A 25,027-nucleotide genomic window follows, 5' to 3' on the forward strand; every position below is an offset into this window, starting at 1 on the left:
CATTGTTTTACTTGAAACCATATATAAAAAATGATTTAATATCAGTGCACATTATCAAGAGATGGGTTAGAGAGTTAGCTCAAAGATCCCACACCAACCTGATTTTAAAATTAAGGTGGTCCCGCTAACAACGATAAGAAGTATAAATAATTACAACATACTTCTTAGAGTATGTTTTTTTTATGATATGATATGTGTAAGGAGGAAAAAATGAAAAACTATATTTTCACTAGTGAGAGCGTTACAGAAGGACATCCAGATAAGGTATGTGATCAGATTGCGGATGCAATTCTGGATGCAGCCCTTGAACAGGATCCATATTCAAACATGGCGGTTGAATGTACGATCAAAGATGATTTTGTGTTGATTTATGGAGAAGCGAATACAAAAGCAGATATTGATTATGCAGCGATTGCGTTGGCAACGATCAAAAAGATTGGATACGAAGAAGAATATCATGTTCATGTTGTTGTAAACCAACAAAGTCCTGAAATTCACAATGCGGTAAACCGTGATGATGTTTGCGCAGGTGATCAGGGAATCATGTTTGGTTATGCATGTGATGAAAGCAAGGAATATATGCCTTTGCCAATTTACTATGCGCATAAGTTAGCTATGCAGTTGACAAAAGTAAGAAGAAACAATCCTAAATTAAAACCAGACGGAAAAACACAGGTATCTGTTGAATATGAAAACGATGAAATCAAACGTATTGATACGATCGTTGTTTCTACGCAACATGCAGCGGATGTTTCACAAGAAGAAATCAAAGAAATCATCATGAATGATGTCATTAAACCATGCATCAATGAGAATTTATTGGATGAAAATACAAAATACTTTATCAATCCAAGTGGAAGCTTTGTTGTAGGTGGATCTTTTGGGGATTCTGGAACAACAGGACGTAAAATTGTATGTGATACATATGGTGGACGCGGACGTATTGGAGGGGGATGCTTCTCTAGTAAAGATCCAACGAAAGTAGATCGTAGTGCAGCTTATTATTGCCGCTATGTAGCTAAAAGTATCGTAGCAAACAAATTAGCGCGTCGAGCAGAAGTACAGGTATCTTATGCGATTGGTAAAAAAGAACCGATTTCGCTTTGTGTAGACACATTTGGAACAGGAAAGTTTGAAGACGAAAAGATTCTTGAAATCATCGAAAACAACTTTGATTTCAATGTTGATAATATCTTGAAAGAACTTGATCTAAGAAAACCAATCTACCGTAAGACAAGTTGCTATGGTCATTTTGGGGATCCACAGTTCTCATGGGAGAAGATAAAAGAGTTAAAATTCTAGGAAGGAAAGAAGTATGAACACTACATTAGTAATCATGGCAGCAGGCATTGGTTCTCGTTTTGGAGAAGGTATCAAACAGCTTGCCAAAATGGGACCAAATGGAGAAATTATCATGGATTACTCTATTTATGATGCCAAGGAAGCCGGCTTTAACAAGGTCGTATTTATCATTCGAAAAGACATTGAAGAAGAATTCAAGAGCGTAATTGGAGATCGTATTCAAAAACACATTGATGTTGAGTATGTTTTCCAAGATATCAATGATGTTCCAGAAGGTTTTTCTGTACCAGAAGGACGTACAAAACCATGGGGGACAGGGCAGGCAGTTTTATGTGCTAAAGAAGTAGTTAAAGATCCTTTTGTTGTCATCAATGCAGATGATTATTATGGAAAAGAAGCATACAAGAAACTACATGACTTTTTAGTTTCTAATGAAAAGCTTGATGCGAAATATACTATGGGTATGGCTGGTTTTGTCTTGAAAAATACTTTAAGTGAAAATGGAACAGTTACTCGTGGTATTTGTAAAGGCGAAAACGGATTGTTGAAAACCGTTATTGAGACAAAAGGAATCAAAGAAGAAAATGGCAAGATCTTATGTGATGATCCTGAAGTAGAAGCTTGGGTAAAACCAGAAGATCTTGTATCAATGAATATGTGGGCAGCTTATCCAGATTTCATTGATTATTTAGAACAGGGCTTTAAAGAATTCTTATCAAATATCGATGATGATCCAATGAAAAAAGAGTACTTATTACCAATTATCGTAAATGGTATGTTAGAAGAAAAGAGTGTGCAAGTTAAGATTTTGGAAACAAATGATCGCTGGTTTGGTGTAACATACAAAGAAGATAAAGAAGCCGTACAAAATTCATTCAAAGAATTGATTGAAAAAGGTGTTTATCCAGAAAATCTTTGGAATGATTAATAGAAGAGCTTGGTTAAGACAAGCTCTTTTTTATGCTATTTCCATAAAAATGTAAACGATAACGGGTTTATAATGTGTGAAATTGTCAAAAATACTGGACTTTTTTAGAAGATTATTGTAAGTTTCTTAACTGTGTGTTTTGAAAAATACACAAAGAAACAGAAAAAAGTACCAGGAGGCAAGAAATTATATGATAAAAAAAATCACTAAAACTGTTCTCGCTACCGGATTATTTTTGAGTTTTACAGCGGGAAATACTGCTGTTTTTGCAAGTACAAAAAGTGATGCTGAGGTTAAATTGCCGATTTCATTAACAGAAGCGGCTTATCAAGATGAAGAATCACTGATGGAAATTGTTCATAATTCTTTTGATGAAGAATTAACCGGATTAAAAGTAACAAACACGACAAAGTCAAGTGTTGAGATGGAATCCGATGATTACATGATTGAGGCTAAGGGAATCAATTTGGATAAGACAGGCTTGCAGAATGTTTCTTTGACTTTAACAAAGAAAGCCGGCAAAAATCCATTGCCGATTGAATTACCGGTTACTGCTCAACAAGTCAGTACAACTCCAGAGACTTCTACAAAAACAGTAATTGTAGATGTTAAAGACGTAGTTGCTCCAACGATCGAAACAGAAGAATCATTTGTGACTGATCAGGGAGTTAGCTTAGATCTAGCAAGTCAGATCAGCGCAAGTGATGATAAAGATGAAACAGTTGAAGTATCTTTAAATGGAGATGTTGATTACAACACAATCGGGTCCTATCAAGTGGAAGCAACCGCTACAGATAAAAGTGGAAACACAACAACAAAAATAGTGACTGTCAATGTTGAAGAAAATTTTTATGACAAGATTGCTTCTGCTGCATTGGCTCAATTAGGTGTTTATCAAGATTGTACGATGTTGGTAACAAATTCTTTGAAGGCTGTAGGAATTAATTTCCATGGATCACCGGCTGCTTACTTATCTTTGGGGACTGTTACAGATAATCCAGTGCCTGGAGATATCATCGTATACAGTGGTCATGTAGCAATCTATATTGGAAATGGCCAGGCTGTGCATGGTGGATGGTTAGGAAATCAAACTGTCATTTCAACAGTTGAATGTGACAGACCGTTTATTGCCTATGTGCATGTAACAAAATAAGCGCACGATGCGCTTTTTTTATTGACTTTTGTACTATAGAAGACTAAACTATCTTTTAGTTTACAAGTAAACTAATGGAGGCGTTATGAAAAAGAATGTGGAAAATTTGCTGTCATCATTTGCTAAGATTCGACGCTTTTATGCTAATGAATTACAAAATAAGCTAGAAAAGGAAAATCTTACACCTAATGAGATTTCAATATTGATCTTACTATCCAATAACCCTTCAGTCACGACAAGTTCGCAGCTCGTTTATTTTTTACAGGTATCTAAAGGATTGGTGAGTCGAAGTATTGATGGTTTAGTGAAAAAAGGATTGATTCAATGTGTACAGGACGATAAAGATCGTAGAGTTCAAAGAATTGTATTAACTCCAGCATCGAAAACTATAACTATAAAAATCACAAATGAAGTTAGAAAAATTAATGATCGGATTTTAAAAGATATTTCAGAAGAAGAGATTATTCAGATGGAGAGCACGATATCAAAGATTATCGAGTGTTTTGAATCAAAAGGAGGAAGGAATGTATGAAGTTAACAATGTCAAATGAAGTGGATTTAGGTAAAGAATCTGTTAAGAAACTATTCTGGATCTTAGCTTTACCGGCTATTCTGTCTCAGGTTATCAACGCTTTATATAATGTGGTTGATCGTATGTATATTGGACATATTCCTGAAATAGGATCAGCGGCATTGACGGGAGTTGGGGTTTGTTTTCCAATTATTATGATTATCAGTGCAACAGCGTATTTGTTTGGTGTTGGAGGAGCACCACGCGCAAGTATTTTTATGGGGAAAAAAGATAATAAAACAGCTGAAAAGATATTGGGGAACTGCTTTATTTCTTTAGTGATCGTTGCTTTGATAATAACGATCATTGTGTTAATTTTTAATGAACCATTGTTATATTTGTTTGGAGCCAGCGAAAATACGATTGGTTATGCAAGAAGCTATATTTGTATTTATGCAATTGGAACGATTTCTGTCATGGTAACACTTGGACTAAATGCATTTATCTCGGCACAGGGCTTCTCAAAGATAAGTATGCTGACGGTTCTTATTGGTGCGGTTACTAATATTGTTTTAGATCCAATCTTTATTTTCGTGTTTAACATGGGAGTGAATGGAGCGGCATGGGCGACAATTATTTCACAGACAATTAGTGCAATTTGGGCTTTTCAGTTCTTATTATCAAAGAAAACAGTACTCCGTCTAAGAAAAGACTGTATGAAAATCGAAAAGGATATCCTTGTTCCGTGTATCGGCTTAGGTGTAGCTCCATTCATTATGCAGTCAACAGAGAGCGTTTTAGTGTTGTGCTTTAATTCTTCTTTATTGGCTTATGGTGGAGACCTTGCTGTTGGAGCTATGACTATTCTTTCTAGTGTTATGCAGTTTGCAATGTTACCTTTGCAGGGAATGACACAGGGTGGACAACCAATTATTAGTTATAATTATGGGGCAGAAAAGCTTGATCGTGTAAAGAGTGCCTTTAAATTACAGTTAATGGCTTGCTTTATCTATGCTTTAGCGTTGTGGTTATTGGCAATGTTTGTTCCTTCTTTATTTGCGATGATTTTTACATCTGATCCAGATTTAGTTGAAATTACATCATGGGCTTTGCGAATTTATTTGTTCGCAATCCCAATGATGGGAATACAAGTTGCTTGTCAACAAACGTTTATTGCCTTTGGAAATTCAAAAACAAGTGCATTTTTGGCAATTTTCAGGAAACTGATTGTCTTGATTCCTTTGATTTATATTTTGCCAATGATTTTAACGGATAAGGTGTTTGCAGTATTTTTAGCAGAACCAATTGCAGATACGATTGCATCTGTCACAACGGCGACACTGTTTTATATAAGTTTGAAAAAAATGATTAGAACTAAGAATCAGGGATAATTACCTGGTTCTTTTTTTGAACAAATATGAACGAAAATGGATAAAAATGAATAAATATGATTGATTTTGTGCTGCTTAGGTGCTATATTGAAGATGACAAGAAAAGAGGGTGGATCTTATGGCTAGAATTAATATTGATGGTGCTCAAAATGTGGAAGTTTCCATTAAAATTCCATGTGAAAAAACACCTTTGGAACAGTTGGAAATCATGGAAGCTTATACAAAGGCCCACCAGGAATCAAAAGATGAAGATAAAGCGGTTCGTGAATTAAATTGTCTTAAAACAATTTTTCCGCGATTGTTCAGAAGCATAGAAGAAAATGATTTGATTGCTGGAAGACTTGATTTTTTGCCTATTGGATTTGGTAGTGTAACTAGTATTGGCGGTGTTGGTCATTATTGTGTATTTCATAAATTAAGAGCGTTTAAAGATACTTTAGAAGATGAAGAATTAAAAAAAAGAGTGGATGTTTTGTATGATTATTGGCAGGATAATGATGTAAAATCAATTTACTGTCAAGATGTATTGAATGATACAACAACAGGGCGGTTTATTGATTGTAAGTATCCATTTATGGCGACTGCCAGATTGAGCGGGATGATGTTGGATTATAAAAAGCTAGTGAGGTTAGGTGTAAATGGATTGATTGATTTGATCGAGAAAAATGAATCCAATACATTTATGGAAGCCTGTCTAAAAACGATGTATCTTTTCAAAGATGTCATTCGCAGACAAATTGAATTGGTAAAAGATGCCATTGAAAAGACACAGGATGTACAAAGATTAAAGGATCTTCACCTTATGAAAGAAGACTTAGTTTATATTTTGGATCATAAGCCAGCTACCTTCCATCAGGCTCTACAATTATTCTGGCTATATGCTCTATGTGCAGGATGCATCAATTATGGTCGTATGGATATTGTCTTAGGCCCATATCTAAAACATGATATCGATACCGGTTTGATTGATGAAGATGAAGCTTATCGTTATGTTAAATCGTTATGGACTATGATCGAAAATCGAAGAACGACGGTAAATGGTCGTATCATTGTAGGTGGTAAGGGTAGAGAAAATGTAGAAGCTGCCGATCTATTCTGTAAGATTGCCTTAAGAGTATGTAAGGATACTCGGTATGTTGAACCACAATTTACACTTCGTTTTGATCATACAACTCCAGATTACATCATGGATATGGCTTATGAATGTATTGCATCTGGGGCAACTTATCCAACTTTATATAATGATGAAGTGAATGTACCGGCTGTCATGTATGGTATGAGAGTAGATGAAAAAATTGCTGAACAATATATCCCATTTGGATGCGGTGAGTTTGTCATTCAGGGGAAAAGTGTTGGTACTCCTAATACATTATTGAACTTGGTTAAGATCATGCAGCTTGCATTAAATGAAGGATATGATCCAATGGATCATGTTTATAAGGCTGGTCCAGTTAAAGTAGATCCAATTGAATCCTTTGATACATTTGATAAATTCTATGATCAATATAAAGCTTTACTGGATTATTACTTTGATTTAAGTGTATATGCACAAAAACACAGTTATGAAATTATGAATCAGGAAGTCAGCTTCTTATTTACATCTATTTTAATGGATGATTGTCTAGCTAGACAAAAGGCATTATTAGATGGTGGTGTTGAAATTCTTGGTGGTACCAATGAAACATATGGAAACATTAATGCCAGCGATGCCCTTTATGCGATCAAAACATTGGTATACGATCAGAAAAAGTATACTCTAAAAGAGTTGAATGAAGCGGCATTGCATAATTATGTCGGCTATGAAAAGCTTCGTAAAGAAATTCTGGCTTTGCCTAAATATGGCAATGATATTGAAGATGTTGATGGAATGGCTAATGATTTATATGAATATGTCGCAAAAAATATTCGTCAACGTGGTATTGATGAAGGCATGGGTTATTATTTGATCGTAATCTCAAATAACCAGACCAATACTGACTGGGGACATCAAACAGATGCAAGTTTGGATGGAAGATTAAAAGGTATGTATATGAACCCGGCAAACAACCCTCAAGGTGGAGCGGCAAAGAGTGGGCCAACGGCTGTATTGAATTCTTTGGCTCGATTTGATGCGAAATATCATGGCGGCAGTGTTCAAAATATCAAGTTTACTCCACGCATGATGCATGAAGATAAAGAAAAAGTAAAGCTTTTATTTAAAACATATTTTGATAAAGGCGGATGTCAATTGATGGTAACTGTTGTCGATCATGGCGTATTGGAAGATGCGCAAAAACATCCGGAAAATTATCCGGATCTGATCGTTCGAGTTGCGGGATATAGTGCTGTGTTTGTCAATTTAACAAAAGATGTTCAAGAAGAATTGTTAAGTAGGACCTTATATGATTAATGTTTCGAATATTGAACGATTTGCGACCCATGATGGGCCGGGAATTCGTACTACGATTTTTTTAAAAGGATGTTCGTTACATTGTCCATGGTGTGCGAATCCAGAAACATGGGTAGAATATCCTGTATTGATGCATGATACTAAAAAATGTGTTCGTTGCTTTGCCTGTCAAAAGAATTGTCCAAATATGGCAATTCATTTTGATCCGGAATTTAAATGGAATCCTCAAACATGTCAACACTGTAATACTTGTGTTGAAAACTGTCCGCTTGAAGCGCTTGAATTTTCAGGAAAGAGCATGGAAATTGAAGAAATCGTTAAGATCGTTTTAAAAGATATTGATTATTATAAGAATAGTCAGGGTGGTGTAACGATTTCTGGAGGAGAAGCCTTTGTACAGTTTGATGCATTAATGGAATTGTTGAAGACATTAAAAAAACATGATCTACATGTAGCAATTGAAACGACCGGAAATTATTCCAATGAAAAAATAAAAAGGGCATTGCCGTATATTGATTTATGGCTCATAGATTTTAAACATATCGATAAAGAAAAGCTGCAGAAAGTAACCGGTGGTGATTATGATCAAATCATGGAGAATATCACATATTTAATGAATACTTGTCCAGATCAAGTTATTATACGAACACCAGTTATACCAAAGTTTAATGCTGATCAAAAAACACTGTGTGCCATGATCGAATATGTTTCAAAATATCCTGTCAAAGAAATGGATTTGCTTCCATATCATTCTTTAGGAAAATCAAAATGGGACAAGATGCATAAAAAATATATGTATTCAGATTTAAAAATGATGGATAAAAGTGAACTTTTAGACTATGTTGAAATCGGCAAAAAACATGGGTTGAAGATCAAACTGGGAGGTTAGTATGTTAACAAAAGAAAGAAAGCTAAGGATCATGAATCTTTTAGAGGAGAGATCCTTTGTGACAATCAAAGAATTAATTGAAGATTTTAATGTTTCTCGCTCCAGCATTGTTAGAGACTTAATTGAATTAGAAAATCAGGGGTTGATTCAAAGAGAACGAGGAGGAGCCAGTTTAAAGAGTGTTGATATTACTCTAACGAGCTTTAATGAACCGGCTGTTCAGGAAAAAGAGAATCTTCATATAGCACAAAAGCAGAGAATTTGTAAAGAAGCAGCTAAATCCATTCGTGATGGAGATTGTGTTTATATTGATTCAGGAACCACACCTGTTTATTTATTAGATTATTTGCAGGATAAAAAAATCACACTAGTAACTCCCAGTACATTTTTGATTCGTAAATTATCCGCAAATTTTAAAGGAGATATTTATCTTCTTGGTGGTCAATTTAACAAGTCATACGATATGAGTTATGGCTCCTTGACTTTAGAAATGATTCGTCAATTCTATTTTGACCATGCGTTTTTATCGACAAACGGCGTGGATCTTGAAACCAAAGAAGTTTATGTCTTTGATTTTAAGGTGGGGGCTGTTAAAAAGGAAATCATGTCTCGCTGTAAACGTACGGATTTATTGATCGATGCATCTAAGTTTGAAACAAGAGCAATGTGTACTTGGGCGAATTTAGATGATTTCCATACTGTGTATACGGATTCGATCAAAGAAGGGATCGAACCATTAGAAAATTTTGTAATTTGTGAAAAGGAGTAGACTATGAAAACAAAAGATGCAAGAAAATCCGCAATTTTAGAAAGTTTAAAAGGAGGCTTGATTGTATCATGCCAGGTGCAAAAAGACGATCCAATCTATACCGATGATATTGTAGTAAAGATGGCAGAAGCGGCAAGATGGGCGGGTGCTGTTGGTATTCGTGCGAATTCTCCAGAACAGATCAGTGCTATCAAAAAAGCAGTTCCAGAGCTTCCTGTAATTGGTTTATGGAAAGTTTGGCATGATGATACAGATGTTTTTATTACACCAACGATGAAAGAAGTCGACGCAATCTATGAAACAGGAGCAGAGATCATTGCTCTAGATTGTACAGCCCAGATCACACATGAAAAAACGGTTGCGTGGGACTTATTAAAACAGGCAAAAGAAAAATATCCAGATGCGATCTTTTTTGCGGATGTATCAAATTATGATGAAGCTAAACACGCAATCGAAAATGGTGCGGATATCGTAGCCCCTACTCTATATGGTTACACAAAAGAAACAGCGCATATTGAAGGACCAGATTTAAGAGAGTTTGCGAGAATGTGTCGTGATTTTAAAGATGATGCATATGTGATGATGGAAGGACACTTATATACACCTGAAGATGCGATGAAATGTATTTTCTTAGGGGCTCATTCCGTTGTTGTAGGAAGTGCAATCACAAGACCTCATCTTACCGCAAAACGTTTTGTGGATTTGTTAAGTGGATATCAGAACAATTGGCGTGATGCAGAAAAAGCGAAACACTAATGTCAGAATTTTTTCTGACATTTTTTTCTTTTGTAGTATTCTATAGGTATAAGTAATATAAATAGCCTTTTAAGGTTTATTTAAGGAAGAGGAAGTAGTATTAGAAAGGAAAGGACCTTTATAAAGATGAAGAAAATTATTGTAAAAATAGCAACAGTTGTTATTGTGCTTGGCTTAGTTGGAGGTATCATATATTGGAAGTCATTACCTGAAGAAGATGTTTCTATAGAAACAATTTATACTGAAGAGTATCAAAATAATGTTGCTGACGAACTGGAATCAAAAAAATCCTTAAACGATTATGATGAAGATCATATGTTGATTGAATATAATCCATTCAAGACTAATACTTTATCGCTCTATGTTTATTTTAATACTGAAGAAGCTACAAAAGTATCTTATACTGTAAAGGCGCCGGAAACAGATTATGAAGATTTTAGTGCTAATGTAGATGGCAGTTATCGAACAGAACACGAATTTCAAGTTCTGGGTTTGATCCCTGGTACACTCAATGAAGTTGAGTTTGCAATAGAAGATGAAGATGGAAATACAATTACACGAACATATGAGTATACTACATCCTCTCTTCTAGGAAATGAGGATGTTCAACTTGAAGAAATGAATAGTACGGTGGATTCAGTAGATATTGGAAATGGATTGTTTGCCTTTATGGGGAATGATAGTGATGAACAGGATTTCATGTATTACTATGATGAAGATGGTGTGATTCGTGGAGAAATACCAATCCTTGGATATCGTAGTCATCGTTTGTTGTTTCAAGATGATTTGATGTATTTTAGTGTTGCTGAGAGTAAGATGGTAGCCATGAATGGATTAGGTCAAATCGTAAAAATATATGATCTAGGTCAATATGAACTGCATCATGATTATGTATTTGATAATGATGGAAATATTTTGATCTTGGCATCCGATACTGAATCCGATACGGTAGAAGATCGAATTGTCTTATTAGATGTAGAAACAGGGGAAGTCAGCGAAGTGTTAGATCTTGAAGATTTATTTGGGTCATATAAAGATATGACAAGCCATGATGAAGATGAAGACTGGGATTGGATGCATATCAATACGCTTCAATGGTTAGAAGATGGAAGTGTAATTTTAAGTTCAAGAGAAACAAGTACGATCATTAAGATCAATGATCTAGAAACAAATCCAAGTATTGATTATTTGATTGGGGAAGAATCATTCTGGAGCGATACTGAGTATGCGGATTATTTGTTAATGCCAACGAGTGAATTCTCCAATACAGGTGGGCAGCATTCCGTGACATATATGAGAGATGACTCTTTAGAAGATGGTCAATATTACCTATACCTATTCAATAATAATTATGGTGTTAGTACAACACGCAGCGATTATGATTGGACACAGATTGAAGGAATTGAAACAAAATTAGCTACAGAAGGAGATACAGAAATTGATAGTGTATCTTACTTTTATCAGTATCTAGTAGATGAAAATGAAGGAACATATTCTTTAGTACAATCTTTTGAGATTCCTTATTCAGGAATTGTGAGCAGTGTTCAAAGAGTTGATGACTATATTATCACAGATTCAGGAATGCAAGGTGTACTGGGAATTTATGATGCGCAGGGAAACCTTTTGAAACAGTATAAATCAATGTTGAACAAGAAATATATTTATCGTATTTACTATTATGATTTTGATGGATTCTACTTTAATATTTAATAGAATCGGCTTTATGCCGATTCTTTTTTATCAACTTAACTGTCTTGTCAGCTGTAAATAAAAGATGTATAATTTGGCGGTATAAGTTTAAAAAGAGGGAAGATTATGTCATTGTTTAGTGAAATAGAAACATTAAAGAAAGAAAAAAATGCGATCATCTTGGCGCATTACTATGTGCCTGATGAAGTACAGGTAATTGCTGATTTTGTTGGGGATTCGTTTGCCTTGGCAAAAAAAGCTAAAGAAACGGATGCCAAGATCATCGTTTTTGCCGGAGTTCTGTTTATGGCAGAAAGTGCTAAATTGTTAAATCCAGATAAAAAAGTATTGATACCCGATATGAGTGCAGATTGTCCAATGGCACATATGGCTGCTATTTCAAAGATTAAAAAGATGAAAGAAGAGTATGAAGATCTTGCGGTTGTATGTTATGTGAATTCAACAGCAGCTTTAAAAGCCGTCAGTGATGTTTGTGTAACATCTTCTAATGCGGTAGATATCGTACGATCATTAAAGAATCAAAATATCTTCTTTATACCAGATCAGCATCTTGGATCGTATGTAAAAAAACAAGTTCCAGAAAAAAATATTATTTTAAATGATGGCTATTGTATCACGCACCATGCGATGACTAAAGAGGCTGCATTATCTGCCAAAAAACAACATCCTGAAGCATTGCTACTTGTACATCCAGAATGTAAAGAAGAAGTGGTGCAGTTGGCAGATTATGCCGGCAGCACAGCTGGTATTATCAATTTCGCAAAAAGCAGTATGAACAAGGAGTTTATCATTGGTACTGAACTTGGTGTTTTATGTGAACTAAAAAAACAGTGTCCGGATAAGACCTTCTATCCAATGTCTGAAGAATTGATTTGCTCCAATATGAAAAAAATATTGGTTGAAAAAGTTCGAGATTGTCTAAAAGAGGAAAACAATGAAATAATTTTAGATGAAAATATGATGATCAATGCGAACAAACCACTGGAAAAAATGTTGGAGCTGGCATCATGAAACGAATTGATACAGATATCTTGATCGTAGGAACAGGAGCTGCAGGATTGTTTGCGGCATTACATGCAGATCCGGATAAAAAAGTTTTAATGATCACAAAAGTTGCAAAGGACAAGAGCGATTCCTATTTAGCACAAGGTGGAATATGTGTTTTAAAAGATGAAAGCGATTATGATAGTTTTTTTGAGGATACGATGAAAGCAGGTCATTATGAAAATCGTAGGGAATCCGTTGATATCATGATTCGCTCGAGTAAAGAAACAATCAATGAACTTATAGGATATGGTGTTGAATTTACGAAAAAAGGCAATCATTTTGACTATACTAGAGAAGGATGTCACTCTAAACCTAGAATCTTATATCATGAAGACATTACAGGAAAAGAAATCACTTCAAAGCTTTTAGCCGAGGTATTAACGCGTAAAAATATTACGATTCTTGAAAATATGCCTATGGTTGACATTTTGGAAAGAGAGAATGTTTGTTATGGGGTATTGGCAAAAAAAGACGGTGAATATTATACGATTAGGGCTAATTATACAATTTGGGCAACTGGAGGAATTGGAGGATTGTTTTGTAATTCAACAAATTATCCGCACTTACGAGCAGATGCAGTTGCGATTGCAATTCGTCATGGAGTCCAACTGGAGCATCCAGAATATATTCAATTTCATCCTACAACACTATATTCAAAAAAACATGGTAGAAGTTTTTTGATTAGTGAATCAATTCGTGGAGAAGGTGCAAAACTTTATGGGGCTGATGGTAAAAGATTTGCCAATGAAATATTGCCTCGTGATTTATTGACCAAAGAAATATTAAAACAGATGAAAAAAGACCATAAACCATTTGTTTGGCTCGATATGACTGTATTAGGAAAAGAAACGATCGTTACACATTTCCCACATATTTATCAACACTGCCTGAATGAGGGATATGATTGTACAAAAGAGTGGATTCCTGTTGTTCCAGGTCAGCATTACTATATGGGTGGAGTATACGTGGATAAAAATTCAAAGACTTCAATGGAACGATTGTATGCAGCTGGGGAGACAAGCTGCAATGGCGTGCACGGAAAAAATCGTCTTGCTTCTAATTCTTTATTAGAAAGCCTAGTTTTTGCAAAAAGGGCAATGCAGGATATAAAAACACAGAAAGCAGTTCAATCTTCATGTGATTTAGACGATTTGGCCAAAGAAACAATTGAAAAACTACCAAAGGATTATGTGGAAACATATAAAAATATTGTTCTAAATGAGATCAAAAAGCGAAAGGAGAACCAATGAACACAATAACGATGTCAATGAATGTGGATGGATTGATCCTGCAGGCTTTGCGGGAGGATATCACAAGTGAAGATATTACAACCAATGCCATCATGAAAAAATACCAGGAAGGATCTGTGCAATTGATTTGTAAACAAGATGGTATCATTGCCGGTTTGCCTGTATTTGAAAGAGTATTCCATTTGACAGATCCCAAAACAGAGGTGTTTTTGTTTGTGGAAGATGGAGCCGAAGTTAAAAACGGTCAGCAGATCGGTGAAGTGCATGGGGATATTCGTGTGCTTTTATCTGCCGAAAGAACGGCCTTGAATTTCCTTCAAAGAATGTCAGGAATTGCGACATATACACACGAAAGTGCAAAGCTTTTAGAGGGTACAAAAACAAAATTACTGGATACAAGAAAAACAACACCAAATATGCGTGTGTTTGAAAAGTATGCAGTAAAAGTTGGTGGTGGATATAATCATCGCTATAACCTTTCAGATGGAGTTTTATTAAAAGATAATCATATTGCAGCTGCAGGAGGCATTACACAGGCAATCAATTTGGCTAAAGAATATGCATCATTTGTTCGTAAGATCGAAATTGAAGTTGAGAATATGGATATGGTCAAAGAAGCGGTTGAGGCTGGTGCAGATATTATTATGTTAGACAATATGAGCATAGATGAAATGAAAGAAGCGGTCGCATATATTAATGGCAGAGCATTGACAGAATGTAGCGGAAATGTCACAAAAGAAACAATTAAAGATCTAGCACAAATTGGAGTGGATTATATTTCCAGCGGTGCTTTGACACATTCAGCTCCAATTCTGGATTTATCTTTAAAGAATTTAAAAGCGGTGTAATCATGTCCAAAAATCATCGTTTGGATATAATCGTCAAAACTTTGTGCGATTCAGATCAGCCTGTTTCTGGAACAAAACTGGCAAAAATTTGTGATGTATCGAGGCAAGTCATCGTTCAAGACATAGCTTTATTAAGGGCTAAAGATATCGATATCATTTCTACCAGTAAAGGATATATTATCTTAGATCATGATATAAAAAGAGAAATCTATGTTTGTCATACAGATGATATGATTGAAGATGAGTTAAATACGATAGTTGATCTAGGTGGAAAAGTAGAGAATGTTTTCGTGGATCATGCGATCTATGGAAGAATTGAAGCAAACCTGAATATTCATTCGCGAAAAGATGTTAAAAATTTTGTGAACGAAACCACATTGAAAAAAATTAAACCTTTGACAGAGCTTACCGGTGGTAAACATGGTCATTTGGTTTGTGCCTCTAGTGAATTTATTTTAGATGAGATAGAAGAAGCCTTGGCTAAGATGAATATTTTGTCAAAAAAGGATGAGTGATTGTCTAGTTGTGTTATAATCATTCAAAGGATGTGATTATATGCAACCACCAGTATTTGATAAATTTCAAAATGAAGATCGTGATTTTAAATCAATAGGGAAAAGTTTATGGGTGTATTTTGCCGTAATGCTTGTCATTACTATGCCTTTTTCCTATATAGATAATGGATTGTCGGCTATTATTTCCATTATTACAATTTTGATCACGATCTTTTATTGTAAGCGAAAAACTAAAATACAAATACCAGGCTCTATATATGATTTGAATTGTTCTGTAAAAGAGCTGGGTAAGTATTTTATCTTGATGACCGGATTCTCTATGGCTGCAATCTTATTTATCAGCATTATCAGTACAGTATTCACCACGATTACAAATTTAGATATTCCTCAGGCAGATTTTACGTTTGATTTTAGCTCTTTGTCAGGTTGGCTTTTTTTGTTCTATGTTTGTTTGATTGGACCAATCTTTGAAGAAGTCTTATTTCGTGGAGCAATCTTAAGAACACTTAATAGATATAATCGCTATTTTGCCATTATTGCCTCAGCATTGATCTTCGGCTTATTTCATCTATATTTGGAACAAGGTGCACATGCATTTGTATTAGGATTAGTGCTTGCGTATGCTTCTTTAAAAACAGATTCTTTGATGGTTCCTATTTTGTTGCATATATTTCATAATACTTTAACGACATTTACTTCATTTTCGATGTCATTGACCACAATCGATCTGTTGTTTCGCTTTGCTTGTATGATTGTCGCTTTAATTTGGTTATCAAATCATATAAAAGATCTTAAAAAAGAATATCAGGAAGATCCGATTAGTTATCCTTTTTTTTCAAGACTCTTTTTAAGATTTTCTTTTATATCCTGGTTTATTTTGTTTATACTTGAGACAGTTGTTAGTTTTATCGTTGGTTGATTTGATTTAGAATCAACCTTTTTTTATCAAGTCGTATCATTTGAAATCGCTAAACCTGTATGTTATATTTAGGGTGCTTATATAACTGACGGAAAAAGTGGAACTGACCACATGGAAGTATAAGAGTATAAATGCCGTCCGTCTGGGCAGCCATAGAAAAGACAGGAGGACAACATGAGAAAAGAGTGGCAAGGTTTCAAAGGAACAAAATGGCAGGATGAAGTGGATGTTCGTGAATTTATTCAGAACAACTATACTCCATATGATGGAGATGAAAGCTTCATGGCTGAACCAACACAAGCAACAGAAAAATTATGGGGAGCTCTTCAAAAGCTTCAAAAAGAAGAGCGTGCCAAAGGTGGCGTTTTAGATATGGAAACAGAAATTGTTTCTTCTTTGACATCTTATGGACCTGGTTATATTGATGAATCAATGAAAGATCTTGAACAGATCGTCGGCTTACAGACGGATAAACCATTAAAACGTGCTTTCATGCCATATGGTGGAATTCGTATGAGTGAAGAGGCATGTACCACATATGGTTATAAACCAAGTGAGAAATTACATGAAATTTTTACAAAATATCATAAAACTCATAACGATGCGGTATTTAGTGCATATACGCCGGAAATGCGTGCTGCACGACGCAATAAGATCATCACAGGACTTCCAGATACATATGGGCGTGGACGTATCGTTGGTGATTATCGCCGTGTTGCACTATATGGAATTGATTATTTGATTGAGAAAAAGGAAGAAGATCTGGCACTTTGTGGCGATGGTACAATGCTGGATCATATCATTCGTCAGCGTGAAGAATTAGCTGATCAAATCAAGGCTTTAAAAGGCATGAAAGAAATGGCTGCTGCCTATGGCTATGATATTTCTGGACCAGCTAAAAACGCTAAGGAAGCTGCACAGTGGTTATATTTTGGATATTTAGCTGCAATTAAAACACAAAACGGTGCAGCTATGAGTGTCGGACGTATTTCTACCTTCCTTGATATTTATTTTGAACGTGATCTAAAAGCAGGAATCTTAACAGAAAGTCAGGCACAGGAAATCATTGACCATATGACCATGAAGTTTAGAATGGTTAAATTTGCCCGTATTCCTAGCTATAATCAATTATTCTCTGGTGACCCGGTTTGGGCTACTTTAGATGTTGCGGGTATCGGTATGGATGGAAGACATATGGTAACTAAAACATGTTATCGTTTCCTACATACTCTTGAAAACATGGGACCTAGTCCTGAACCAAACTTGACTGTATTGTATTCATCTCACTTACCAGAAAACTTTAAAAAGTATGCAGCTAAGATCAGTGTTGCGACAAGCTCTGTTCAATATGAAAACGATGATGTTATGCGCCCAGTTTGGGGTGATGACTATGCAGTATGCTGCTGCGTAAGTGCAACACAGACTGGAAAAGAAATGCAGTTCTTTGGAGCTCGTGCAAATCTTGCGAAATGTTTGTTGTACGCAATCAATGGTGGAGTTGATGAAAAGACAAAAACACAGGTAGGGCCTGAATATAAACCAATTACAAGTGAATATTTAGACTTTGATGAAGTAATGCATAAATATGACATCATGATGGATTGGTTGTCTGGATTATATGTAAATACACTGAATTTGATTCAGTATATGCATGATAAATATTATTATGAAGCTAGCCAGATGGCTTTGATCGATACAAATGTTCGTCGTACATTTGCGACAGGTATTGCGGGATTCTCTCATGTAGTAGATTCATTATGTGCTATTAAATACGCAAAAGTGAAAACTGTACGTGATGAAGATGGCTTAGTCGTAGATTATGAGATTGAAGGAGATTTCCCTCGTTATGGAAATGATGATGATAGGGCCGATGAAATCGCAGTATGGTTGTTAAAGACATTTATGCGCAAAATTGAAAAGCATCATACATATCGTGATAGTGAACCAACAACTTCTATTTTGACAATTACATCAAATGTTGTATATGGAAAGGCAACAGGTGCTTTACCAGATGGTCGAAAAGCAGGGGAACCTTTATCACCAGGTGCAAACCCATCTTATGGTGCAGAAAAGAATGGCTTGTTGGCATCTTTAAACTCTGTAGCTAAACTTCCATATGAATATGCGCTTGATGGTATCTCAAATACGCAAACGATCAATCCTGGAGCGTTAGGGCATGACGATGAGGAAAGAGCAGAGAATTTAGTTCATGTTATGGATGGATACTTTGATCAAGGAGCACATCATTTAAATGTAAATGTATTTGGTGTTGAAAAGTTAAAAGATGCAATGGAGCATCCGGAAAAAGAAGAATATCAAAACTTTACGATTCGTGTTTCTGGATATGCGGTTAAGTTCATCGATTTAACTCGTGAGCAACAATTAGATGTTATTGCTCGTACATGTCACGATCATCTATAAAATTAAAAAGCCTGTACTCAGGCTTTTTTTAGAAAGGAAGTACTTATGACTTTAGGTTCAATTCATTCAATTGAAACTTTTGGATCTGTGGATGGGCCAGGTGTTCGTTATGTGATCTTTATGCAAGGATGCAAGATGCGTTGTCAGTTTTGTCATAATGCTGATACGTGGAAAATTCAAGAGCCTGATCAAGATCCAGAAGATGTTCTAAATAAAGCTTTGCGTTATCGCCCTTATTGGAAGGATAAAGGAGGTATTACTGTAAGTGGTGGAGAACCATTGTTACAAATTGACTTTTTGATTGAATTGTTTACTCTTGCCAAGAGAGAAGGTGTTCATACTGTTCTTGATACATGTGGGCAGCCATTTACCTATAATGAACCATTTTTTAAAAAGTTTAATCGATTGATGGATGTGTGTGATTTAGTTTTATTGGATATCAAACATATAGATAATGCTAAACATCAATTGTTAACAGGACATACAAATCAAAATATACTGGAGATGGCAAAATATCTTTCCAAAATTAATAAACCGGTTTGGATTCGTCATGTTCTAGTTCCACAAAGAACAGATGAAGATATATTCTTAAAAGAATTATCTCAGTTCATTTCAGAGCTAAAGAATGTAGAAAGAGTGGAAGTTTTACCGTATCACACATTGGGGGCATATAAATGGCGTGAGTTAGGTCTATCGTATCCTTTAGAAGGCATTGATCCTCCAACAAAAGATAGAATAGAAAACGCAAATAAAATTTTAAAGACAGGCTGGCGATAATAAGTCAGCCTTTTCCTATCGAATGGAAATTATATACTATAAAAGGATATTCAGTTTCTGCTATAATATCAAAGGTGATTAAATATGGCAGTTTCACAAAAATCGATGACACAAGGAACCATTTGGAAACAAATGGTTGTATTCGCATTACCAATATTTTTTAGCAATCTATTTCAACAATTATATAATGCGGCTGATTCATTAATTGTTGGTAATTTTTTAGGAAGTGAGGCCTTAGCGGCTGTAAGCTCATCAGGAAACTTAATATTTATGATGATAGGATTGTTTAATGGGATTGCCTTAGGTGCTGGAGTGGTAATTTCGCGATATTTTGGAGCGCAGGATCATGAAAATCTTCGCATTGCGATACATACAGATGTTGCTTTTGGATTGATCATGTCTGTTATTTTGACGGTTTTAGGAGTAGTATTAGCACCATTTATATTGGAATTGATGGGCACACCAGAAACGGTCATGCCAGAATCGTTAAAATATTTTCGTGTTTATTTTGCAGGGGCTTTAGGACTTGTTATGTATAATATCTTTGTAGGAATCCTTCAATCACTAGGTGACAGCAAACATCCATTGTATTATTTGATCATTTCGAGCCTGATTAATATTGTCCTAGATTATGTGTTGATCGCATGGTTTGAAATGGGGGTCGAGGCGGCAGCTTTTGCAACTATTCTTTCTCAGTTTGTAAGTGCATTTTTATGTATGCGCCTGTTGCACAAAAGTCAGGAAAGCTATCATCTTTCTTTTCGTGAAGTTCGAATTAATAAGGAAATGTTGAAAGAAATATTGCGCAATGGAATTCCAAGTGGAATACAGAATTCGATTACCGGGGTAGCTAATGTCGTAGTTCAATCCAATATTAATGTTTTTGGAGCAATGGCCATGGCTGGTTGTGGAGCGTATTCAAAAATTGAAGGTTTTGCCTTTTTACCGATTATGAGTTTTAATAACGCAATTACGACATTTGTTGGTCAAAATTTGGGAGCCAGACAAGAAAAGCGTGCCCAAAAAGGAGCAATTTTTGGAATTGTATGCAGTGTTGTGATTGCTGAAATGATAGGAATAGGGACAGTATTGTTCGCTAATCAATTGATTCTATTATTTGATAATAATCCAGAGGTCATATCATTTGGTGTTGCTAGATCCCAGATTGCAGGCTTTTTCTTCTGTTTGTTAGCTTTTACACATGCGATATCGGCGGTAAAACGAGGTGCGGGGCAACCTATGATCCCTATGATGGTAATGATCGTATCTTGGTGCATTATTCGAGTTGTTTTCTTAAGTGTGACTGGATATTTGTTCCATAATATACAATTTGTTTATTGGGTTTACCCTCTAACTTGGGGAATATCTTCTTTATATTATGTTTATGATATCATTAAACATAGAGAATTATTTTAAAAGACGAGTAGTTCGTCTTTTTTTGTAAATGAAAAGAGGTACGATTGATCGTACCTCCTTTTTTTTATTTAAAATAGGTTTAATAATTGTTGAATCAATTTTCTTGGATCCCAGCTTAAGATAGCAGCAATATTTTGTGTCTGTGCACCTGTATTACCATCATTTCCGGAACCTCCTTGGCCACCATCACCGCCGGTTCCTCCACCTGGAGTTGGTGGATATGTACATGTTGTGCCATCCCAAGTACCACCTTGAGCAATACATTCTTCTTCAGGAGTTGGAGGATATGTACATGCTGTACCATCCCAAGTACCGCCATTGGCGATACATTCTTCTTCAGGAGTTGGAGTTTCAGGTTCTTCTTCCTCTTCTTTTACACAAGTAGAGCTTTCTGCATCCCAAGTACCGCCTTCAGCTTCACAAGCTTGTTGTTCTTCAGATGTATCATCTTCATCGTCATCTGTTGAAGATGTATCTGGATCTCCTTTGCTAGCAAATTCAGTCTTGATATAACCACCTTTATAATCAGTGATTCCATCTGGGCGAGGGATATCCACATATTGTTCTCTAGAACTCATGTAATCTAATAAGTAATCAGTGATTTCAAAGGCCATATTGTAATATATGATCTGGTTAACTGGTATATAGTAACCTTGCTGTTCATATTGAGTTAAGTAACCAGACCAGCAGGCGACAGTGTATGCACTCGAATATCCAACTGACCATTCATCACGAATTGCAGCTTGTGGAATACCGTATTCCAATCCGTAAATTCCCCAGTCGGATGTACCAGATTTACCATAGATTGGATAAGAAGATGAAGCTAACTGATCATTCATCATTCCATAGTTTCCATTGACTACGTCATATAATAATTGAGACATCATCCATGCGGCTTGTTCTGAAATTACTTGAATAGGTTCTAAATTCGGAGTGACTTCAGAATTATCATTACGGTATACGATCTTACGAATCGTATGATCTTCGATTCGTTTTCCACCATTGGCAAATATCGTATATGCACTTGCCTGTTCTCTTGAAGAGGCCTGCATATCAGCACCACCGATACAATATTGTTCAACGAAAGCTTCTGCAACATCATCGGTATATCCCAAATTCTTACAATATTCAATCCAGTAATCATAACCTGTCTGATCAACGAGATCGATCATGGCTTGAGCAGCCGGCGTATTTTTAGAAACTCCTAAGGCTCTGGCCAATGACATTTTTCCATCGTATTTACCATCGGAGTTACCTAAATTAGTTCCTGATTTAAAGTAATCTTTTGCGGCGTCATTTACTGTATGCACTGTAGACCAACCTAAAATATCGAAAGTCGATGCATAGGCTAATAATGGTTTCATAGATGAACCAGGTGAACGTTGCATAATTGAACTATCTTTACGATCAGCTGATGTAGAATCATAGAAACGACCTGGACCGACTGCCAAGACTTCACCAGTGTCATTATCTACAACCGTGAAACCTACATCAAACGCTTCATCTGGGAAGGCAAAGATTTCACCATTACAGATAGCGTTTGCCTGATTTTGAAGATCAGTATCAAGACATGTATAAACGTCCATTGGAACAATAGCTGGATCTTGTCCAGTTAAGGTTGCAGCTTCATTTAGTACTTGATCTAAGTATGCAGCATATGGATTTGAGTTTTCCTGTTCTACATACTGAAGAGAAAATGAAAGATCTGTATTTACATATAAATTGTATTCTTCTTCGGTGATGTATCCGTGTTGTAACATCATTGTCAGTGTTGTATTACGACGTTCTGTCGCAAGTTGTAAATGATCGGTATCTGGATCATTGATGTTATTGATTGGATTGTAGTAGTCAGGCGCATTGATTGCTCCGGCTAAAAATGCAGCTTCACCGACATTCAATTGAGAAACATCTTTATTGAAATAATAATTGGCTGCTTTTTGTATACCTCGAGTACTACTGCCTGAACCAAACCAGATTCGATTTACATAGAATTCAAAGATAGCTTCTTTATCAATCGTCTGCTCTGCAATCAAAGATAGATAAATCTCTTGAACCTTTAATTTGATTTGATCTACTGTTGTATAGCTTCCAGATTCTTTTAACTGTTCTTCTTTTTGTTTTGTGAAAGCATTGTCAATCATCTGCATGGTCAATGTTGAACCACCCTGTGAGAAGTCTCCAGTTCTTAGGTTGGTTAAGGCAGCGGCCATAAAACGAGGAAGGTCAAATCCATTATGTTCAAAGAAACGAGAATCTTCAATAGCTAAAAAGGCATCAATTACAGACTGTGGTATTTGTTCATAAGATACATCTTCACGAATTTCAGAACCTAATTCTGTCCATAAGTTTCCATTTCCGTCAAATATTCGCGTGTTTTGTGTTGTGACAAGTCCGTCTTGATTAAAACGCATACCATCTGGATCATTGACAATATTAACAAGGATAAAGAATACAGATATGCATCCTACCAAAAAAACTGTCAGGACCCCAATAGCGAGTTTATTCCAAATATCCAGTTTTCTTCGCCCTTTTGGTTTAGGGCTTTTTGGTGGCTTGGAATCTGAACTTGTATTATTCTTGAGTTTTGACATTAGTTTTGCCATGAATTCAATCCTCCTTAAAATATTTTGCATCCACTTCTTTTAGGTACGCTAATCGTGGACGCAGTCCTTCTTTGATCAGTTGACCATTTTCTAAAAACCATTTATATGGAATAAAGCTTTTTGTCGTCTGATGATATTCTTTGATAAGCAATGGAGCATCGACTAAAAAAGTTTGGTGATAATATGAAAAACGAATGATAAAGAAACCAATTCCTTTGTGAAGCTTGACTTTTTCTAGATGCTCGATTTGATGATCATGGATCATCATTTTTGGGAATCCAGTTTTATTTTTCGTTTCCTTTGCTTCAAAGTCGATATAACATCCCCTATATACCCCATTGTAATCTGTAGTAGAAGGAGTTTTATAATAAGCTTCTACAATCTTAGCCTTATTTCTAGCCGGGTAATCCACTCGAACCACTTGTATAGGTGTTGGTTTCTTATATATCAGCGCAATATCACAAGCTCTATAATACTTGTTTGAATCATTGATATCTGATTCAAGACTCATTCCTCGTTGTGAATAAGTCGTGCTGGACTGTGATAAATTAACCGGTGAAATAGCGGTAGGATATTTTATCGTGCTCATCGAAAATATTATATATGAAAAGATAAGAACATTCAAATTTGCGATTGATTTTTTAGTCCAAAGACGGCATAATGTATAGAGAATTGGGGGAACGAATTATGGCAAAAGATACAAATTTGACAGCTCAAGTTATTTATGAAAAAGAATTTCATGTAGATATTAAAGGATATGCGCCTGCAGAAGTAGATGAATTTCTAGATCAGATCATTGAAGATTATCAGATATATGATGAAAAAATTGAAGAATTAGGACAGGCTTTGACCCGTTATGAAGAGAAAATTAAAGAACTTTCTCAACAAATTTTCACTCTTCAGACAGAAAATCAAAACTTGAACGAAAAAGTTAATGCTGACTTTGTGAATGGTAACAGCGATATGGTAGATGTTTTAAAACGTATCGCACGTTTAGAAAAAGCTGTATTTAATCAGTAAGAGAAGATGAGTCTGGGTCTAGACAGTCGCTGGCGTTAAGCTAGAGGAAAGTCCATGCTCGCACGATCTGTGATGATCGTAGTGTTTGTGCTAGATGAATTAATAAGTCTAGGCAGGTCCCAACCTGACGGCCGTCGATTTTCCTAAGGGAAACTATGGAAATAGACTATAAAAGTGCCACAGAGACGAGTCAATATGGAAACATATTGAGTGGAACGGGTAAACCCCGCAAGCGAGAAACCCAAATTTGGTAGGGGAGTCAGCCGGATTGAAACGAAATGAAGGCTGGATAACGAAAGTTATAGATAAATGACTGTCACTGACTTGTCAGAACAGAACATGGCTTATTGATCCAGATGTTAAGCAGGTGTAAAATCCTGCTTTTTTTCTCGTATTTTTAAAATTATGTGATA

21 protein-coding genes, 1 other RNA gene and 2 riboswitches are annotated in these 25,027 nt (G+C 35.7%); of the genes, 20 read left to right on the forward strand and 2 right to left on the reverse strand.

Annotated features, from left to right (window positions below; all coding sequences use genetic code 11):
• The first annotated feature begins 46 nt into the window (after nucleotides 1–46).
• A riboswitch (SAM-I-IV-variant riboswitch) is annotated at nucleotides 47–160 on the forward strand.
• A 50-nt stretch (nucleotides 161–210) separates the two neighbouring features.
• The 18 genes from metK (at nucleotide 211) to HMPREF0367_RS04115 (ending at nucleotide 20,991) form a co-directional block, all read left to right on the forward strand.
• Complete coding sequence (gene metK, locus HMPREF0367_RS04030) at nucleotides 211–1,302, forward strand: methionine adenosyltransferase (protein WP_015536259.1); 1,092 nt, start codon at nucleotides 211–213, stop codon at nucleotides 1,300–1,302.
• Between the two features lie 13 nt (nucleotides 1,303–1,315).
• Nucleotides 1,316–2,230 carry a nucleotidyltransferase family protein gene (locus HMPREF0367_RS04035; RefSeq protein WP_035401429.1) on the forward strand — a complete coding sequence of 305 codons (915 nt, stop codon included), beginning with the start codon at nucleotides 1,316–1,318 and terminating at the stop codon, nucleotides 2,228–2,230.
• A gap of 190 nt (nucleotides 2,231–2,420) precedes the next feature.
• The gene (locus HMPREF0367_RS10005; protein ID WP_051335170.1) at nucleotides 2,421–3,383 is read left to right on the forward strand and encodes an immunoglobulin-like domain-containing protein; all 963 of its coding nucleotides are present in this window, start codon (nucleotides 2,421–2,423) and stop codon (nucleotides 3,381–3,383) included.
• Nucleotides 3,384–3,468: 85 nt separating this feature from the next.
• Nucleotides 3,469–3,915, forward strand: coding sequence for a MarR family winged helix-turn-helix transcriptional regulator (locus HMPREF0367_RS04045; RefSeq protein ID WP_015536257.1), 447 nt, complete (start codon nucleotides 3,469–3,471; stop codon nucleotides 3,913–3,915).
• A complete protein-coding gene (locus tag HMPREF0367_RS04050; RefSeq protein WP_035401432.1) occupies nucleotides 3,912–5,285 on the forward strand; it encodes an MATE family efflux transporter in 1,374 nt (457 codons plus the stop codon). The genes HMPREF0367_RS04045 and HMPREF0367_RS04050 overlap by 4 nt, the downstream gene beginning before the upstream one ends.
• A 118-nt stretch (nucleotides 5,286–5,403) precedes the next feature.
• Nucleotides 5,404–7,674, forward strand: coding sequence for a pyruvate formate lyase family protein (locus HMPREF0367_RS04055; RefSeq protein ID WP_035401434.1), 2,271 nt, complete (start codon nucleotides 5,404–5,406; stop codon nucleotides 7,672–7,674).
• On the forward strand, nucleotides 7,667–8,563 hold the full coding sequence (locus tag HMPREF0367_RS04060) for a glycyl-radical enzyme activating protein (RefSeq protein WP_035401436.1): 897 nt from the start codon (nucleotides 7,667–7,669) through the stop codon (nucleotides 8,561–8,563). Before HMPREF0367_RS04055 ends, HMPREF0367_RS04060 begins: the two co-directional genes overlap by 8 nt.
• A gap of 1 nt (nucleotide 8,564) precedes the next feature.
• Nucleotides 8,565–9,332 (forward strand): DeoR/GlpR family DNA-binding transcription regulator, encoded by a 768-nt coding sequence (locus HMPREF0367_RS04065; RefSeq protein WP_015536252.1) that lies wholly within the window; start codon nucleotides 8,565–8,567, stop codon nucleotides 9,330–9,332.
• 3 nt (nucleotides 9,333–9,335) lie between these two features.
• The gene (locus HMPREF0367_RS04070; protein WP_035401438.1) at nucleotides 9,336–10,088 is read left to right on the forward strand and encodes an N-acetylmannosamine-6-phosphate 2-epimerase; all 753 of its coding nucleotides are present in this window, start codon (nucleotides 9,336–9,338) and stop codon (nucleotides 10,086–10,088) included.
• A gap of 126 nt (nucleotides 10,089–10,214) precedes the next feature.
• Nucleotides 10,215–11,798, forward strand: coding sequence for an aryl-sulfate sulfotransferase (locus HMPREF0367_RS04075; RefSeq protein ID WP_211237378.1), 1,584 nt, complete (start codon nucleotides 10,215–10,217; stop codon nucleotides 11,796–11,798).
• Nucleotides 11,799–11,903: 105 nt separating this feature from the next.
• Nucleotides 11,904–12,809 (forward strand): quinolinate synthase NadA, encoded by a 906-nt coding sequence (gene nadA / locus HMPREF0367_RS04080; RefSeq protein WP_022355665.1) that lies wholly within the window; start codon nucleotides 11,904–11,906, stop codon nucleotides 12,807–12,809.
• On the forward strand, nucleotides 12,806–14,095 hold the full coding sequence (locus HMPREF0367_RS04085; RefSeq protein ID WP_035401443.1) for an L-aspartate oxidase: 1,290 nt from the start codon (nucleotides 12,806–12,808) through the stop codon (nucleotides 14,093–14,095). Before nadA ends, HMPREF0367_RS04085 begins: the two co-directional genes overlap by 4 nt.
• On the forward strand, nucleotides 14,092–14,943 hold the full coding sequence (nadC, locus tag HMPREF0367_RS04090; protein WP_015536248.1) for a carboxylating nicotinate-nucleotide diphosphorylase: 852 nt from the start codon (nucleotides 14,092–14,094) through the stop codon (nucleotides 14,941–14,943). Before HMPREF0367_RS04085 ends, nadC begins: the two co-directional genes overlap by 4 nt.
• A gap of 2 nt (nucleotides 14,944–14,945) precedes the next feature.
• A complete protein-coding gene (locus HMPREF0367_RS04095) occupies nucleotides 14,946–15,458 on the forward strand; it encodes a transcription repressor NadR (RefSeq protein ID WP_035401445.1) in 513 nt (170 codons plus the stop codon).
• A gap of 40 nt (nucleotides 15,459–15,498) precedes the next feature.
• Nucleotides 15,499–16,377: a CPBP family intramembrane glutamic endopeptidase gene (locus HMPREF0367_RS04100; RefSeq protein WP_035401447.1), complete on the forward strand. Its 879-nt coding sequence runs from the start codon at nucleotides 15,499–15,501 to the stop codon at nucleotides 16,375–16,377.
• A gap of 71 nt (nucleotides 16,378–16,448) precedes the next feature.
• Nucleotides 16,449–16,532, forward strand: a riboswitch (ZMP/ZTP riboswitch).
• Nucleotides 16,533–16,551: 19 nt separating this feature from the next.
• Nucleotides 16,552–18,798, forward strand: coding sequence for a formate C-acetyltransferase (pflB, locus tag HMPREF0367_RS04105; protein ID WP_035401450.1), 2,247 nt, complete (start codon nucleotides 16,552–16,554; stop codon nucleotides 18,796–18,798).
• A 45-nt stretch (nucleotides 18,799–18,843) separates the two neighbouring features.
• Complete coding sequence (pflA, locus tag HMPREF0367_RS04110; RefSeq protein ID WP_035401453.1) at nucleotides 18,844–19,575, forward strand: pyruvate formate-lyase-activating protein; 732 nt, start codon at nucleotides 18,844–18,846, stop codon at nucleotides 19,573–19,575.
• Between the two features lie 84 nt (nucleotides 19,576–19,659).
• A complete protein-coding gene (locus HMPREF0367_RS04115) occupies nucleotides 19,660–20,991 on the forward strand; it encodes an MATE family efflux transporter (RefSeq protein WP_035401455.1) in 1,332 nt (443 codons plus the stop codon).
• Between the two features lie 68 nt (nucleotides 20,992–21,059).
• Here the strand turns inward: HMPREF0367_RS04115 and HMPREF0367_RS04120 are convergent, their stop codons facing one another.
• Complete coding sequence (locus tag HMPREF0367_RS04120) at nucleotides 21,060–23,594, reverse strand: transglycosylase domain-containing protein (RefSeq protein WP_051335171.1); 2,535 nt, start codon at nucleotides 23,592–23,594, stop codon at nucleotides 21,060–21,062.
• Between the two features lie 4 nt (nucleotides 23,595–23,598).
• Nucleotides 23,599–24,183, reverse strand: a complete 585-nt coding sequence (recU, locus tag HMPREF0367_RS04125) for a Holliday junction resolvase RecU (RefSeq protein ID WP_081683629.1) — start codon at nucleotides 24,181–24,183, stop codon at nucleotides 23,599–23,601.
• Nucleotides 24,184–24,281: 98 nt separating this feature from the next.
• Between recU and HMPREF0367_RS04130 the strand changes: the two genes are divergently transcribed.
• Nucleotides 24,282–24,614, forward strand: a complete 333-nt coding sequence (locus HMPREF0367_RS04130) for a DivIVA domain-containing protein (RefSeq protein ID WP_015536244.1) — start codon at nucleotides 24,282–24,284, stop codon at nucleotides 24,612–24,614.
• A 14-nt stretch (nucleotides 24,615–24,628) separates the two neighbouring features.
• Nucleotides 24,629–24,965: RNase P RNA component class B (gene rnpB, locus HMPREF0367_RS10210), an RNA gene on the forward strand.
• Nucleotides 24,966–25,027 lie beyond the last annotated feature (62 nt).

Origin of the sequence: Faecalitalea cylindroides ATCC 27803 (assembly GCF_000469305.1) — a bacterium.
Classification (GTDB): Bacteria; Bacillota_I; Bacilli_A; order Erysipelotrichales; family Erysipelotrichaceae; genus Faecalitalea; species Faecalitalea cylindroides.

What these genes read in the sequence shown, in the direction of transcription:
- metK (WP_015536259.1), top strand. Translation starts at nt 211, where the DNA reads ATGAAAAACTATATTTTCACTAGTGAGAGCGTTACAGAAGGACATCCA.
- HMPREF0367_RS04035 (WP_035401429.1), top strand. Translation starts at nt 1,316, where the DNA reads ATGAACACTACATTAGTAATCATGGCAGCAGGCATTGGTTCTCGTTTT.
- HMPREF0367_RS10005 (WP_051335170.1), top strand. Translation starts at nt 2,421, where the DNA reads ATGATAAAAAAAATCACTAAAACTGTTCTCGCTACCGGATTATTTTTG.
- HMPREF0367_RS04045 (WP_015536257.1), top strand. Translation starts at nt 3,469, where the DNA reads ATGAAAAAGAATGTGGAAAATTTGCTGTCATCATTTGCTAAGATTCGA.
- HMPREF0367_RS04050 (WP_035401432.1), top strand. Translation starts at nt 3,912, where the DNA reads ATGAAGTTAACAATGTCAAATGAAGTGGATTTAGGTAAAGAATCTGTT.
- HMPREF0367_RS04055 (WP_035401434.1), top strand. Translation starts at nt 5,404, where the DNA reads ATGGCTAGAATTAATATTGATGGTGCTCAAAATGTGGAAGTTTCCATT.
- HMPREF0367_RS04060 (WP_035401436.1), top strand. Translation starts at nt 7,667, where the DNA reads ATGATTAATGTTTCGAATATTGAACGATTTGCGACCCATGATGGGCCG.
- HMPREF0367_RS04065 (WP_015536252.1), top strand. Translation starts at nt 8,565, where the DNA reads ATGTTAACAAAAGAAAGAAAGCTAAGGATCATGAATCTTTTAGAGGAG.
- HMPREF0367_RS04070 (WP_035401438.1), top strand. Translation starts at nt 9,336, where the DNA reads ATGAAAACAAAAGATGCAAGAAAATCCGCAATTTTAGAAAGTTTAAAA.
- HMPREF0367_RS04075 (WP_211237378.1), top strand. Translation starts at nt 10,215, where the DNA reads ATGAAGAAAATTATTGTAAAAATAGCAACAGTTGTTATTGTGCTTGGC.
- nadA (WP_022355665.1), top strand. Translation starts at nt 11,904, where the DNA reads ATGTCATTGTTTAGTGAAATAGAAACATTAAAGAAAGAAAAAAATGCG.
- HMPREF0367_RS04085 (WP_035401443.1), top strand. Translation starts at nt 12,806, where the DNA reads ATGAAACGAATTGATACAGATATCTTGATCGTAGGAACAGGAGCTGCA.
- nadC (WP_015536248.1), top strand. Translation starts at nt 14,092, where the DNA reads ATGAACACAATAACGATGTCAATGAATGTGGATGGATTGATCCTGCAG.
- HMPREF0367_RS04095 (WP_035401445.1), top strand. Translation starts at nt 14,946, where the DNA reads ATGTCCAAAAATCATCGTTTGGATATAATCGTCAAAACTTTGTGCGAT.
- HMPREF0367_RS04100 (WP_035401447.1), top strand. Translation starts at nt 15,499, where the DNA reads ATGCAACCACCAGTATTTGATAAATTTCAAAATGAAGATCGTGATTTT.
- pflB (WP_035401450.1), top strand. Translation starts at nt 16,552, where the DNA reads ATGAGAAAAGAGTGGCAAGGTTTCAAAGGAACAAAATGGCAGGATGAA.
- pflA (WP_035401453.1), top strand. Translation starts at nt 18,844, where the DNA reads ATGACTTTAGGTTCAATTCATTCAATTGAAACTTTTGGATCTGTGGAT.
- HMPREF0367_RS04115 (WP_035401455.1), top strand. Translation starts at nt 19,660, where the DNA reads ATGGCAGTTTCACAAAAATCGATGACACAAGGAACCATTTGGAAACAA.
- HMPREF0367_RS04120 (WP_051335171.1), bottom strand. Translation starts at nt 23,594, where the DNA reads ATGGCAAAACTAATGTCAAAACTCAAGAATAATACAAGTTCAGATTCC.
- recU (WP_081683629.1), bottom strand. Translation starts at nt 24,183, where the DNA reads ATGAGCACGATAAAATATCCTACCGCTATTTCACCGGTTAATTTATCA.
- HMPREF0367_RS04130 (WP_015536244.1), top strand. Translation starts at nt 24,282, where the DNA reads ATGGCAAAAGATACAAATTTGACAGCTCAAGTTATTTATGAAAAAGAA.